This window comes from Flavobacterium sp. WG21 (assembly GCF_000335775.1).
Classification (GTDB): domain Bacteria; phylum Bacteroidota; class Bacteroidia; order Flavobacteriales; family Flavobacteriaceae; genus Flavobacterium; species Flavobacterium tructae.
The window spans coordinates 125877-140546 of the sequence record NZ_AMYW01000005.1 but is presented as its reverse complement, the minus strand read 5'-3'; the positions used below and the strand labels follow the sequence as shown (position 1 = coordinate 140546).

The window sequence follows — 14670 nt, the reverse complement described above, 5'->3', positions numbered from 1 at the left end:
AGACGGTTTTATTGAATAACTCTAAAATGCTGCACTCTCAGCCAATACTGTATTAGAGTGATCTTCTACAATAGCGTGTGGTGCATATTTTCTAAATTCCAGTATTCCTTCATCGCGGGAATCTCTGTCTTTAAATATTTTACTTGTTCCGATAATCTTTCCGTTAAAAGCTTTAAGATTAAAGTATCTTTCATCTTTTGAATTTGTTTTCCGGAAGAATTTTGTGTTGTCCTGTGAATTAACTTTTACTGATTCAATCCCTTTCATACACATGAATTTTCGGGTATAATCGCCACTGCTTAAAATAATTTCACCATTTTTATTTACAAATTCGAATTGAAATTCTCCATTGGCTTTTTTAATAACGATAAATTTTTCCATTCTAAAAATAATTATTTATGTAATCTGAAATTCTATTTATAATACTGAACACAGCACCTTTAATCTTTAAAAAAGACTTTAAAAGTTGTCCCCTCTCCTACCTGACTTTCTACTGTAATGTTTCCATTCATAGATTCGATCTGATTTTTTGTAATGTATAAGCCCAAACCGTTTGCTTTTTCGTGTTTGTGAAATGTTTTATACATTCCAAAAATTAAATCTCCGTGTTTCTTAAGATCAATTCCTAAACCATTGTCTTTTATGGTGAATACTTTTCTTCCATTTTCTCTGAAAAAATTAAATTCAACGATCAGTGGTTTTTTAGGGTCTGCATATTTTATAGCATTGCTACTTAGATTTTGCAATACACTTTCAAGATATGCCGGATTAAAATGAACCACTGCTTCAGGGGAAACGTTGTTGATTATCGTAACATTATTCTTGTTGTTATAAGCATTAACAATATTGAGTACCCTGTTTAAATAACTGTTTAGATTCAGCGCCTCGATATTAATTTCGGTATTGTTTTGAACATTTACAATTTGCGACAGATCTTCAATTGTTTTACTAAGATCTCCGGAAACCGCACGCAGGTATTTTAATGTTTCAACTTTTTCATCAAAACCTTCTTCTGAATCGATCAAGTCCAAAAGAACTTTAAAATTACCTGCGTGCGAGTTTAGGTTATGAGAAACGATGTGCGAAAAATTCAACAATCTATTGTTCTTTTCTTTATACACTTCCATTTCTCTTCTTAACTCAAGCTCTTTCTCTTTTTGAAAAGAAACATTGCTGTAAGTTCCTATTACTTTTAATGGCTTTCCCTCAAGATCACGCTCGGTCACCATTCCTTTACTGAGAATCCATTTGTATTTTTTATTTGAGGTTAATACACGTTGAAAATTTTCGTAAAAAGGAGTTCTGTTATCAAAATGATAGTTAAATGCCTTTTGACAATCTTCAACATCCTCCGGATGTATCATTTTCTTCCATCCATCACAAGTATAAGAAATATCAGAAGCTTTCAATTCCAATATATTTAAGGCTTGCGGCGAATAATAAATTCGATCCATGGTTAGATCCCAATCCCAAATACCTTCATTTGAAGTCATCAGCATAAACCTAAAACGTTCTTCCGTTCTTCTGAGTTTCAACTCCTGCTCCTTTAATTCGGTAATATCTGTTATACGACCATAAAATTCCGTACTTCCGTCTTTATTGACTATTCTTTTTGAGGTCACCTTAAACCAACTTAATCCGTTGAAAGGTAATTCTGCCCTGAACACAACACTCCATTTTCTTCTTTTTTTAATAGCGTCGAATAAAGAGTTTTTCACTCTTTTTTTATCATCCTGATGAATTCGATCGTATATAGAAAGTACGGTATTAGTAAACATCTTATTGGATAAAACTTCAAACATTTCATAAGTGGCGTCATTTATAAATGGCATTTCATAATCGTTATCCGCCGAAATCGTAAATACGAAAAGGGCGTCATGAACCTCATCAAATGCTTTAGATTTAAAAACATTCACATTTGCCTTCTTCTTTGTATTATAAAAATCGAATTCCATAGTCTTACTTTTATACATTCCCTTTCTATTAACTGTAGTTTTCTTTAGCATTAAAATTGCATTAGATTATAAAAGCACTATTTGTTGATCAGACGGCGATCTTCTAAAAAAATAAAAATTGACCTGATTTTTATAACCCAAAAAACAAAAACAAAAAAAGCCGTCCGTAACAACAAAAGAGTGTCTTTTAATACAGGAAGCTAGATGCTGAAAAAAAATAATCCATTCTGCTACAAATCCATCTTATTTATAAAGTTCCAGCAACTGCGTCTTCCTGACAAAACAAAAATACATGCAATAAAATCAATACGTTATAGAACATGGAACGCCTTGTTGTAGAATTATTTCTACAGAAAAAACATCAACAAAAAAAAATATGAATCACAAAAAAAACAGGCACTTAAAAAGTCCTGTTTTTTAAAATAGTTTTGAAGTACACTGTTTATCAATCCGCATACAGCTGAAAAACTTTGATCAAATCGGCCAGATTATCAATTTCCAGCTTTTCAAAAATCCTGTTTTTATAGGTGCTTACTGTTGTTTTCTTAATGTTCAGATGCTCAATTATTTCGAGATTGCCGTAGCCTTTAATTAAAAGCTGTGCCACTTCGATTTCTCTGTTGGACAATACATCTAATGGGTTTGTTGGTTTTTTTGAAATATAAGAGTCCAGAATCCTGTCTTTAAGATTCTGCGTAATGTACTTTCCGGACAAAATCATCGAACTGATTGCGTTTTTCATTTCTTCCTCCGAAGTTTCTTTGTTCAGATATCCGGATGCTCCTGCATTCAGATAACGCATTGCATAGATATTCTCATCATAAGCGGAGAAGATCAGTATTTTCACTTCGGGCTGGATGGATTTAATCTCTGTTATGATGCTGATACTGTTCCCATCAGGAAAATTCACATCTAAGATTAATAAATCTATACTCTGTTCTTTTAAAATAGTAAGGGTATCCTTAAAATTTCCGGCTTTATGAATTAAAGCATTCGAAAATAACTCTTTTATCATCAAAGAAACGCCTTGTCGAACTACACTATGGTCATCAGCTACTAAAAAGCTATAGTTATTGGATGGGGATTTCATTTTCATTTACCTAATTTAGGGTTGTTTCAGCGCTTTTCTCTAACTAATTGCCTTTTTACTGTCAATATACAAAAAGTATATTAATTTGGTCTTATTTTAAACTAAACTTATGAAGAGGTTGAAAATAATCGTTGTCCCTTTGCCTTCTTCACTCTGAACATCTATTTTCCCACCAAACAATTCTACAATTTCTTTACACAAATTGAGCCCCAAACCTACTCCAAGATCATTTACTTTTCCTGAAACGGTACCCTGATAATAAAGTTCGAATATGTTTTTCAGGTCATTCTTGGCAATTCCTATTCCACTGTCTTCAATTTCTATTTTTAAATTTACTTGCTTATCAGAGGTCTTCTCGAGATCCATCGCAATTTTTATCAATCCATTTTCGGTAAACTTATTCGCATTACCAATAATGTTATAAAAAAGCTGATGAATTTTTGCTGCATCAGAATTCACTTCAAGATTTGAAATCAGATTAGAATTAACTTCAATCTTATTTCCTTTACTTTCAACCAAGGAAGCCATCGAGTTAACAATCTGATGAATCTCTTCCTTAAGCAGGAATTTCTTATTGTTCAATTTGGGCTCATAATTTCCATCTTTCGAATACTCCAGAATCTGATTGGCCAAAAGAAGCAATGAGTTTGTAGTAAACTGAATTGATTTAAAAGTATCTTTTATTTCAGCATCCTTTATAGATGCACTTATCATTTTACTATAAATTGAAATGATGCTTAAAGGGGATCTGATTTCATGGCTGATCATTCCCATAATTCTGTTCTTAAAATTCAGGTTTTCACGGATCTGCATCTGAGCGATAGTCAGTCTTTTTTCATATTGAAAAGCCAGTCTTGTGAAACCAAAAAGTACAAGCGAAACGATAAACATCATTAAGATCAAAATCGCAATGGTATAACTTCTCGCAATTTTATTTGAATCGTATTGCTTTTGCAATTGCTTTTGAGTATTATCCTGAAGCAATTTCAACGAATTGTTGTAATTCGGCATAATCTCCGCCTCTAAGTTCAGTAATTCGTTATTAAACTCTTTTAGTTTAGCATCCTGATCTTTTAAATTGGCAAATGATCTCTTTAGATTCTTAAACTGTTCTTCGTAAAATTTATTAGTCGTATTAAACAGGTTCGCAAATTGTTCTTCAATGCTTCCGGTTACTACTTTATTATCATATTTCATTGTAACCGTAATCTTCAACTGCTCTTTCTGCACATCCACTTTTCCGGCCAAAGCAGCTCCCAATCTTGAAAACAACCCTTTTTTAGACACGCTATCTACTTTTATATATGAGTCAGTTTTGATACTGTCTAAAATCTTCTTATACGCGAATTTATTCAGTTTAAAAGGTTTAGACAAAGTAGTCTTGTCCGGATTGATTTGTGACTCGATAATAGAATCGATACTTAATTTTATCGATTCGACAGAACTCTCAGACTGATTCTTTTCTTTCAGAATCCTCATGAACTCCTTATTGTCTTTTGTAATCAAGGTTAAGCTGTCAATCAATCGGCTGATCTCATTTAAGGAAGCGGTGTACTTATTTAGCGATTCTTTGTCTTTATAATAGGTATAATTGTTAAAACTCTTTTGAGAACTGACAAATGAATTATTAATACCGCTGGTAAAATTCGTTATTCTGTTCAATGAATCCATCGAGTTTAAAGTCTTCGACATTTCTGATTCATTAGACGATTCGTTGTACCAAATAACTATTGCAATTATTTGTAAAAGAATAACACAGGCTATTAAAGTGTAGTGAATTATCTTTCTGTGTTTGAACTTTAGTTTAAAAAAACTAAAAGTACTATTTAAGGAATGTTTTCTAATCAAAATTTATATTTTAAAATGATAAATAAAATAATGAGTCAAAGAATCAAATCAATAACTCATGCCACTTTTTTAATTAGGTATCGAAAGAACATCCTGAATGATGTACTACATTTTGAATAAATATTGTTCTATAGCTAAAATTAGCAAACGCTAATTCAATTTTACTACTGATAACAGATCTTATTCCTCTAAGTTACTCTTTCTTTGTTTAAAAAACAACAAAGCCAGAGTACTTCTCTATCAATAGTAACCATAACACAACAGATATTTAAAAGAGATTTGGGGGATCTTTTTTTTAGAATAAATGTGTTTCATACAAAAAACTTACTTTATTCTATTTTTTAAATATATAATTGTTTCTATTTTCTTAATAAGTAGCAAAAATAGTATGCTGAAATTAAATCGACTGTAGAACATTTTATAACAACCTGTAGAACTTGTTCTACATTTTTACTAATAATTAATTCTACAATTTTCATGATGCAAAGATACAGTTTTTGGAAAAATATGCCGGATTATTTACGAAATCGTTTGATCGGGAGCTTGTAGAACACCACAAACACGTACACCAAAGCACTGATTTCTAATTATTCACCTTCTCATTTCTAAAAAAAATCAGGAATTCTCGTGAAAAACCTTCTCTTCATTTTAAAGATTGATCTGAGTGAAAAACATGTAATTCCTACTGAAAAAAGATCCGATGCGAATCTTTCCGTTTCAGTAAAAATTATTGTTATTTAACGTTAAAGAATCGTTTATTTGTGCTCGAGCAAACCGTCTAAGTCCGATAAGGTATAAAACTTGAGATCGTTTAACTTCATATACCTGCAGATAAATTCTAAAGTTTCTATTTTCGTCTGATAATTTTCGGTAACATTTCTAACGGGTTTATGACCGCATAAAATCAGGATTTTGTTGTTTTTTTTTGCATAGTGCAATAATTCGAGAAGATACGGAATACTGAAATGAATATGGCTATTGTCGATATCAAAGGCAAATACAATTTTAGAATTGTTAAAATAGCTGTCCTGTTTTTCCGGAAGTTCTCCTCCAAAGGCTCTTCCTCTTATAATTTTAAATTTGGGAGATAACGCTTTATCCAATGCATCAGATCTTAATCCGTACGGATAAGCAAAGCTGGTCATTTTAAAAGAATGTTTTTTCATGGAAGCGATCATAGGGGTAATTTCCTGATCAATGTAAGCATCCATTCCATTTTTATTGACAAATTTAACGGCATTATAATGATGATAGCCATGTCCGGCTATTTCATGTCCGTATTTTTGCATTTCAAGAAGTTTTTCGATTTGCGGTTTCCCAATCGAATCAATACGGCAGACATTAAAAGTAGCTTTCCAGCAGTATTTTCTCAAAGCCTGATCGGCTTCGGACCATTCGTCTACATAGGCATCATCAAAAGATAAAATTACACCCGCTTCATAAGCTTTGACGGCCGGATTTTGCTTTTTACTTTCACAGGAAAATAAAGTCATACAAAATATAAACAGTATCGATTTAAGGAAAAACATCTTCATAAAATATAGCCTGAAAAATTTAAAAACGCACTCTTTTTTTAATCAATAGAATCTTGTTATTTCAAATATAGTTCTTTTTTCAGTTTTCTGCCATTAAAAAAGCCTCCAAAATGTTCTCACTTTGAAGGCTTTACTTTTTATGATTTATTCGTATTTCAAATATTTCAAAACATCTATTTTAGTGGCCTGATAAGCTCTTGAAAGCACTACTGCTAACGTTAGCAGCAATAAGGCGATAAATCCAATTAAAAATGGATAAACCGATATTGTAATGCGATACGAGAAATTTTCTAACCATTTGTTAAGTAAATAATAAGCCGGAAATAAAGCCATTAAAAAGCCTATAATACTGAATACTACATACTGCTTGCAAAGTTCTTTTAATAGAACATTTGTCTCGGCACCCAGAGTTTTTCGAATCGCGATTTCTTTCATGCGTCGTTCAATAGAGTACGAAGCCAGTGCAAACAATCCAAAAAGTGCAATGACAATGACAATGACATTTAATAACGAAAATAGATTTTTTTGCCTTACATAATTGCTATAGGATCTTTTGTATCCTTTATCGACAAAATCATACGAGAATGGATATTCCGTATCTACTTTTTTTACCCAAAGATTTTCAATATCAGTCAAAGTCTGCTGCATGTTTTTAGCATCCGCAGTAATATAAATATTATTCAAAAGTTCAGTAAACCAAGGCACTGTCTTAAAATGAAAAAAGGACATGGGAGGAATAGCCTGACCCGGATCCATCAGATTAAAATCTTTTACAACTCCCACAATAATGGCATCCTGACCATTCCAGTTTACCTTTTTTCCTATCGGATCTTTTTCGTTCAATAACTTGAGTGCAGTCTCATTAATCAACATTGAACTAACAGTATCCTGAGCAAATTTGGGATCTAAATAGCGCCCTTTAACTATTTTAATTTTCAACATTTCCAATAATCCGAAGTCAATTGGTATATTATTTCCATCTATACTTTTGTCTTTATATTGATAAGTGATGGTCGATTTTGGGCCATATCCTAAGACAAAACCGCCACCGGAAACTTCTTTAACCCCTTTGATATGAAGCAACTGATTCCTGATGCTATTATATCGGTCCAATCGCTCTTTATTGCTGATTTTTTCTCCATAGATGTTCTTATACGAAATGTTCAGAATTTGTTTTCCATTAAAACCTAACTCTTTAGAGTTCATATGTTCTATTTGCTGGTACACAATATAAGATCCGATAATGAAAAAAGCGGCCACACTAAACTGAAAAATCAACATACCGTTACGGAGCCAAATACCGTTTTTACTTCGGCCAAAGTTTCCTTTCAAAACCTTTAGCGGTTCAAAATTAGAAACATAAACCGCCGGTAGTATACCCGCCAGTACAACCGTTATAAAAAATATAGCCACCAGCTGCAGGTAAAACTGACTGCTTTGTAATACCAGTGATTTTTCTAAAAAAGCATTGTAATACGGTAACGAAATTTCGACAATAACCAATGACACCAAAATGGCAAACAACGTAATGAGAGCCGTTTCAAAAACAAACTGTTGGATTATACCATATTTTGAAGCACCAATAATTTTCCGAACTCCAACCTCCTTAGCTCTTTTTACCGCATTTGCCGTAGCCGAATTAACATAATTTACAATCGATAACAACAGGATTAAAACCGATAACCCCACCATAATAAGTAAAAATTGAAAATTCCCTTTTGATTCTGCCATACCACCGGTTTTGGTATGAAGACGAACGGAAGCCAGAGACTCTAAAATTGGTTTTACTTCACCATATTTGCGAATTAGCTCTTGAGGAGTAATTCCCTGCTCCTGTGCAAATCGGACTGTTAAGTTTTCAAAGTATACTTTTTGGAGATTCTTTGCTACTGGTTTCTCATCCTCCTGATTTTTCAGTTTCAGCAATAAAACATACTGAAAGTTTCCCCAAAACTGAATGTTTGAATTAATCCGCTGGTCCATAAAATTAACCACACAAGAAGGATTATAGGCTGATTTTTTATCTAACTTATAAACACCTCGTACCATCAAAACTTTCTTCTGTAAAACTACTTTTTTACCTACAGCAGTTTCATTTCCAAAAAGCTTAAACGCCAAATCCTGCGATAAACAAATACTGTTTACATCCGGTAAAGCCCCCTTTCGACTGCCCTCAGTAAATTCATACGGAAAATAATCAAAGAAGTTTCCCTGGGCAATGGTAATCTTGTCAGATTGTACTTTTTTGTCTTTAAAATATAGAATGTCATTATCATAACCTCCGTTCAAATAACAAAAAGATTCGACTTCAGGACTTATAGCTTTTAGCGCTGCCCCTACAGGTGCCGAACTTGAAGACCAATAGGTTGTAGCATTCATTTTATTGGCTACTAAAAAAATCTTGTCTTTATTAGGGTTCCATTGATCGTAGGATTGTTCCTCATTCCAGTACAAAATGGCAAAAATTAATCCTGCAATTCCAATACTCAAACCCAAAACATTTAAAGCTGTAAAAACCTTATTGTTTTTAATGTGGTAAATAAATATGTTGATCCAATTCTTTAGCATGATTTAATTTGTTGAATGGTTTACTAATACATCTACATTTCTATGATTCATTTTCTCCGAAAGAATAGCTCCATCTTTCATCACAATAGTTCTTTTCGAAAACGAAGCATCATAATCCGAATGTGTAACCATTAGAATTGTTGCACCTCCCGCATGAAGATCCGTCAACAATTCCATTACCTCATTACCATTTTTACTGTCCAGATTTCCTGTAGGTTCATCGGCAAGAATAATTTTCGGATCATTGATTAAAGCCCTGGCAACGGCTACACGCTGCTGCTGCCCTCCTGAAAGCTGTTGCGGATAATGTTTCAAACGATGTGAAATACCCAAGATCGTAGCAATTTCCAGTACTTTTTTCTTTCTTTCAGATGACGGCACATTATTATAAATCAGCGGTAACTCAATATTATCAAAAACCGATAGTTCATCAATTAAATTAAAATTCTGAAAAATGAATCCGATATTTTCTTTTCTCGCTTTTGATTTTAAATTTTCCTTCAGACCAATCATTTCCTGTCCTACCAGTTCGTAACTTCCTCCCGAAGCACTGTCTAATAATCCGATAATATTCAATAAAGTCGATTTTCCACTTCCTGATGGCCCCATGATCGATACAAAATCGCCTTCGTTTACGGTTAATGAAATTTCACTTAAAGCTTTTGTTTCTACTTCTTCGGTTCTAAAAATTTTAGAAAGCTTTTTAATTTTGATCATACTACTTTGTTTTTGATGTTTGTTTTTCTTTCTGAGAATTTTATTGCCGAAGTAAAAAACAGATCCTAAATTAAGATAATTGATAACATAATCTATAAATATCTATTTTTGTTACATTTACCGGCAATAATCATTCTCCTATTTGATGATTTGCTAATAGTAATATGATTTTCGTGCCAAAAATTTAAAATTCGTAACTACCTTATTTTAAATTTTTTAGTATCTAAAAGAATTTAAAAGTGTCCAATAATGGACAGCTTTCGTCCAAAAATGAACAAAAATGAAAAAGACAAATGCCGCAATATTAATCATAGACGATCAGGAAGACATCCTTTTTGCGTCGAAAGTGTTCCTGAAAAAGTATTTTGAAGACATTTATACGCTCAATAATCCGAAAAATGTTGTCGAATTATTGTCGCAAAAACGCATTGATGTTGTTTTGCTCGACATGAATTACAGGATAGGTTTTGAAGACGGAAGAGAAGGTTTGTATTTATTGAAAGAAATAAAAACACTATCTCCTAAAACGGTTGTGATTTTAATGACCGCTTTTGGTAAAGTTGAAACAGCTGTTGAAGGCTTAAAATCCGGTGCTTTTGATTATATCTTAAAACCTTGGGAAAATAAAAAACTGCTTGAATCTGTCAAACAGGCTGTAGATCAATCCCGAAAGGAACAGAAGAAAATAAAGAATATCGAACCTGAGAATGACTTTTTTATTGGTACCTCAGAAATGATCAAAAAATCCTATTCCCTTGCTGATAAAGTGGCGAAAACGGATGCTAACGTTTTGATTTTGGGCGAAAACGGAACAGGTAAATTTGTTTTAGCACATCATATCTTTAGCCAATCCGAAAGGAAAAACCATCCATTTGTAGCCGTCGATTTGGGAGCCTTAAATTCAAATATTTTCGAAAGTGAGCTGTTCGGTTATGCCAAAGGTGCTTTTACAGATGCTAAAACCGATACTCCCGGACGTTTCGAAATGGCGCAAAACGGAACTATCTTTTTGGATGAAATTGGGAATGTACCGCTGCATTTACAATCGAAATTGCTGCAGGTTATTCAAACCAAAACAGTAACCAGACTAGGTGAAACAAAGCCAAGACCGCTAAATGTCCGCATCATTACAGCAACCAACCTAAATCTTAAACAAGAAGTTACCGATAAAAACTTTAGGGAAGACCTTTATTATCGTATCAATACCATGGAAATCGTTCTGCCACCTTTACGGGAACGTCACGAAGATAAAATTCCGCTGGCAGAATACCTTCTCGACAAAATGATTGCAAAATACAACCGAAATACAATTCAATTTGACAAAAAAGTACTGGAACAAATTGAAAAACATGCCTGGAATGGTAACATCAGAGAAATGGAAAATAAAATTGAACGTGCTGTTATTCTGTGCGAAAACAATAAAATCACCACTTCCGATTTAGATTTAGAGACCATAACTCCCTACGAAGAAAATCCGGACGACATTCAGCTTTCTTCTGTAGAGAAGGCAGCAGTTGAGAAAGCCTTGCTGAAAAACAACAATAATATCAGTAAAACGGCAGAAGAACTAGGATTGTCCAGAGGCTCTTTATACCGTCGTTTAGAAAAATACAACATCAATATCAATTAATATGTTTCAGACCTTCCAAACCTATAAACTGCTGTTTTTACGATTGATTCTGATTGTGTTGATGATCGAAATCTCTTTTTATTTTTTTAAAACAAACCTTTTCTTTACCGGAATCTTTGGCCTTTTTGTTGTATTCCTGCTTGTTCGCGAAATGTACTTTTATACTCGGAATTTTATTTTGCTTTACAACAAAACCATCTCTTCGATCTTACAAAATGATTTTAGTTCCGATTTTTCACAACATCAATACAATAAAAATTACAACGAATTATTTCTCCTTTACGATACTCTGAAAAGCAAACAAAACGAACAGATCTCCAAGGACATTGTCTATCGTTCGATTTTAAACACTATAGAATCCGGGATCATCATTCTGCAAAAAGAAGAAACGGAATGGAACATTTTCCTAATGAACGATCATTTTTCTTCTCATTTTAATGTTCCAAAGGTCTCCAAATGGAAATATCTTAAAGACCAATTGCCATCATTATGTGAAGTTATCGAAGCCGATGATTTTCAGGAAGTCAAAACCTCTTTAGAGATTCGGGTACAAGAACAAAACATGCAAACCTTTGTATTGCAGGCTTCTCGAACTGAGATCTTTGGGAAAGATTATTTTATCGTTTTACTGGATTCGATTCAGAATGTTGTCGAAAAAAAAGAAAAAGATGCCTGGGTGAATTTAATGAAAGTGATTTCGCATGAACTCTTAAATTCTATAACTCCTATTCGTTCTATTTGCCAGAACCTACAGGATTTGGTAGAACAGGACACTATGTCGGCTGAAGATTTGGAAGATGTCAAAAATAGCATTGAAACCATGCTCAGACGAAGCGATCATCTGCAAAAATTTGTCGAAGGTTATCGAAAACTGGCCATGTTACCTACACCAAAAAAAGAGAAAACTGACTTACAGCTACTGATGCACAATTGTCTTCAGATTATGGCTCCCCTGTTCAGGGAAAAAGGTATTGAAGTTGTCAACACTATTACTTCCAAACACTGGATTAATATCGACTCTCAGCAAATCGAACAGGTTTTTATCAACCTGTTAACCAATTGTATTTATGCTTTAAAAGATGCGCCGGAAAAAATAGTAACGATGTCGGCAGAATTTAAAGAAAATAGGGCTTTCATTAAAATCACAGACACCGGAAACGGAATCGAGAAAGAAATTGAACACAAAGTATTTCTCCCTTTTTTCACCACCCGAACAGAAGGTGCCGGCATTGGTTTAACGCTCTCCAAAAATATCATTGAAGCACATGGCGGCTATATCACCCATAGAAATGAAAATGGCAAAACCACTTTTGAAATTTGTTTGCTTGAATAAAAATTCAATAGTTAAAAACAGAAAGTCTATAACTATCATCACCAATTATGGATTACTAACCTGCCATTGAAAGCCAAAGGCAAATGGAATTTTAATGTTTTATTACTAAGTCAATTAATGTTCCAACAAGCAAAATGACTAATGAAAATGTCATCATCCCAAAAATGTAGGCCAAAAAGGCTTTAACATATGAAGATGCTTTTCCTTTGTCATAAAACTGTCCAATGGCCCAAGTTGCATACATAAATGCCGCAATTCCGGCAAATTGCATTATATTTAAATGTGTCAGTCCGTAAACAAGTCCAAAAATGGCATAAATTAACATCCCAATTCCCATTACGAAACAGAGAAGAATTAATATTTCAAATATGTTATAATCTCGTTTTCTGAAAAATAGTTTTGTCCACAATGCAATAAATATCCCCATCATTATATTGGAATAACCTAAATTCATCTGAACCCATTTTGAGATAGTACTTGCTGACGTTTTTTGACTGTCAAGGTAATTAATATAACCATCCTGGAAATGAAAAAAATGATTGCTTATGGAATAAATTAAGGAACTAACAATAATAAAAATGATAGGTTTAACGAGTCGGCTTCTGTTTTCAGTAAGATAATTTCTGATATTTTGTCCTGGGCTTGTTATAAGTTCTTTAATTGTATAAAATATTCCACGTTCAAAATGCAAAACGTGTTCAATTTCGTGAACTATATAATGTCCGTTAATCCTTTTGAGTACTTTTGGCTGCCCACAGTCGGGACAAAAATTAGAATTTACTTCGGTGTTACAGTTTAGGCAGTTCATTTTTTTGGTCAAATATTTTGGTCAATTTTTTTATTTGTAGTCAGTTTGATAAAATTGTCGCTAACTTGTTTATACCCCCTTATAAAATATGATCAATACCTCTTAACAGGGCTGATTTTTAGCAACTGATGTCAGTCTTTATTTTTTAAACGGAGCTAAAATACAAAAAAAGTGCAATGATTTTTAATCATTGCACTTTATATAACTTAAAGATTTTACCTGATAAAAAAGATTAACAGCCCAACCCAAAACTTACTATATTTCCAAAAAAATTACCAGCCCTTTACTGCTCCGCCTTTAAACTCGCGAACCGCAGCCTGTTCTACTTCGGCAGATTGAAAAGCTGCTACAAACTGTTTTATTTTTTCTTCTTTTTTGTTGTCATCACGACTTACAATTAAGTTGACGTAAGGTGAATCTTTGTCCTCTACAAACAGAGCATCACGAGCCGGAACCAGTCCTGCCTGCGAAGCAAAAGTATTATTGATAATTGCAATTGCAACATTCTGATCGTCTAAAGCACGTGGCAATTGCGGCGCTTCTAATTCTAATATTTTAAGATTCTTAGGGTTTTCTGTGATATCCGTTACTTTAGGCAATAAACCTACATTTGGACGAAGTTTTAACAAACCGTTTTTCTCTAAAAGTAATAAAGAACGCCCTCCATTTGTAGGATCATTTGGAATAATGATTGTGCTTTCGTTTTTCAGTTCTGAAAGGTTTTTGATCTTTTTAGAATAAGCAGCAATTGGATAAATAAAGGTCTTGGCAATAATCGCCAGTTTATATCCGCGCTGTTTTGATTGCTCGTCTAAATAAGGTTTGTGTTGAAAAGCATTAACATCAATATCACCCTGACTCAACGCTTCGTTTGGAATCACGTAATCGTTAAAAGAAACCAATTCTACCTCAAGACCATATTTGTCTTTGGCTACTTTTTGAGCCGCCTGAGCCACCACATATTCCGGACCGGCCGCTACTCCAACTTTAATATGATGTGGGTCGTTACTTTTACTTTTTCCGCAATTGGACACCACAACTGATAGCGCCACAATCCCAACTATTTTTAAAAAATTTAGTTTATTATTCATCCTTCTACGTATTTATAATTTTAACTCTTTACTCTTTATTCTTTACTCTTTATTCTTTACTCTTTATTCTTTACTCTTTCTTCTCCGCACTCAAT

At 33.3% G+C, this 14670-nt stretch carries 11 protein-coding genes; 2 read left to right on the top strand and 9 right to left on the bottom strand.

The window, feature by feature from the left end; all coding sequences use genetic code 11:
• Positions 1-21: 21 nt before the first annotated feature.
• The 7 genes from C245_RS0106015 to C245_RS0105985 form a co-directional block, all read right to left on the bottom strand.
• Positions 22-381, bottom strand: a complete 360-nt coding sequence (locus tag C245_RS0106015) for a YegP family protein (protein ID WP_017495681.1) — start codon at positions 379-381, stop codon at positions 22-24.
• A 59-nt stretch (positions 382-440) separates the two neighbouring features.
• Positions 441-1955, bottom strand: a complete 1515-nt coding sequence (locus C245_RS0106010) for a PAS domain-containing protein (RefSeq protein ID WP_026109903.1) — start codon at positions 1953-1955, stop codon at positions 441-443.
• A 445-nt stretch (positions 1956-2400) separates the two neighbouring features.
• On the bottom strand, positions 2401-3051 hold the full coding sequence (locus C245_RS0106005; RefSeq protein WP_026109902.1) for a response regulator transcription factor: 651 nt from the start codon (positions 3049-3051) through the stop codon (positions 2401-2403).
• 90 nt (positions 3052-3141) lie between these two features.
• Positions 3142-4737 (bottom strand): HAMP domain-containing sensor histidine kinase, encoded by a 1596-nt coding sequence (locus tag C245_RS0106000; RefSeq protein ID WP_081603513.1) that lies wholly within the window; start codon positions 4735-4737, stop codon positions 3142-3144.
• 911 nt (positions 4738-5648) lie between these two features.
• Positions 5649-6386: a polysaccharide deacetylase family protein gene (locus C245_RS0105995; protein WP_017495677.1), complete on the bottom strand. Its 738-nt coding sequence runs from the start codon at positions 6384-6386 to the stop codon at positions 5649-5651.
• 186 nt (positions 6387-6572) lie between these two features.
• On the bottom strand, positions 6573-8996 hold the full coding sequence (locus C245_RS0105990) for an ABC transporter permease (RefSeq protein WP_017495676.1): 2424 nt from the start codon (positions 8994-8996) through the stop codon (positions 6573-6575).
• 3 nt (positions 8997-8999) lie between these two features.
• Positions 9000-9713, bottom strand: a complete 714-nt coding sequence (locus C245_RS0105985) for an ABC transporter ATP-binding protein (protein ID WP_017495675.1) — start codon at positions 9711-9713, stop codon at positions 9000-9002.
• A gap of 280 nt (positions 9714-9993) precedes the next feature.
• Here C245_RS0105985 and C245_RS0105980 point away from each other — a divergent pair, with 280 nt between their 5' ends.
• Together C245_RS0105980 and C245_RS0105975 are read left to right on the top strand one after the other, a co-directional pair.
• Entirely contained in the window at positions 9994-11343 is a 1350-nt protein-coding gene (locus C245_RS0105980; protein WP_017495674.1) for a sigma-54 dependent transcriptional regulator, read from the top strand.
• Between the two features lies 1 nt (position 11344).
• Positions 11345-12676 (top strand): PAS domain-containing sensor histidine kinase, encoded by a 1332-nt coding sequence (locus tag C245_RS0105975; RefSeq protein WP_026109900.1) that lies wholly within the window; start codon positions 11345-11347, stop codon positions 12674-12676.
• A gap of 91 nt (positions 12677-12767) precedes the next feature.
• On the opposite strand, the gene C245_RS0105970 is transcribed toward C245_RS0105975, so the two are convergent.
• On the bottom strand, positions 12768-13484 hold the full coding sequence (locus C245_RS0105970) for a DUF3667 domain-containing protein (RefSeq protein WP_017495672.1): 717 nt from the start codon (positions 13482-13484) through the stop codon (positions 12768-12770).
• A gap of 272 nt (positions 13485-13756) precedes the next feature.
• Positions 13757-14575, bottom strand: a complete 819-nt coding sequence (gene metQ, locus C245_RS0105965; protein ID WP_017495671.1) for a methionine ABC transporter substrate-binding lipoprotein MetQ — start codon at positions 14573-14575, stop codon at positions 13757-13759.
• Between the last annotated feature and the right edge of the window lie 95 nt (positions 14576-14670).

Excerpts from the sequence above, each read along its gene's own strand:
- C245_RS0106015 (WP_017495681.1), bottom strand. The coding sequence starts at position 381 with ATGGAAAAATTTATCGTTATTAAAAAAGCCAATGGAGAATTTCAATTC.
- C245_RS0106010 (WP_026109903.1), bottom strand. The coding sequence starts at position 1,955 with ATGGAATTCGATTTTTATAATACAAAGAAGAAGGCAAATGTGAATGTT.
- C245_RS0106005 (WP_026109902.1), bottom strand. The coding sequence starts at position 3,051 with ATGAAAATGAAATCCCCATCCAATAACTATAGCTTTTTAGTAGCTGAT.
- C245_RS0106000 (WP_081603513.1), bottom strand. The coding sequence starts at position 4,737 with ATGTCGAAGACTTTAAACTCGATGGATTCATTGAACAGAATAACGAAT.
- C245_RS0105995 (WP_017495677.1), bottom strand. The coding sequence starts at position 6,386 with ATGACTTTATTTTCCTGTGAAAGTAAAAAGCAAAATCCGGCCGTCAAA.
- C245_RS0105990 (WP_017495676.1), bottom strand. The coding sequence starts at position 8,996 with ATGCTAAAGAATTGGATCAACATATTTATTTACCACATTAAAAACAAT.
- C245_RS0105985 (WP_017495675.1), bottom strand. The coding sequence starts at position 9,713 with ATGATCAAAATTAAAAAGCTTTCTAAAATTTTTAGAACCGAAGAAGTA.
- C245_RS0105980 (WP_017495674.1), top strand. The coding sequence starts at position 9,994 with ATGAAAAAGACAAATGCCGCAATATTAATCATAGACGATCAGGAAGAC.
- C245_RS0105975 (WP_026109900.1), top strand. The coding sequence starts at position 11,345 with ATGTTTCAGACCTTCCAAACCTATAAACTGCTGTTTTTACGATTGATT.
- C245_RS0105970 (WP_017495672.1), bottom strand. The coding sequence starts at position 13,484 with ATGAACTGCCTAAACTGTAACACCGAAGTAAATTCTAATTTTTGTCCC.
- metQ (WP_017495671.1), bottom strand. The coding sequence starts at position 14,575 with ATGAATAATAAACTAAATTTTTTAAAAATAGTTGGGATTGTGGCGCTA.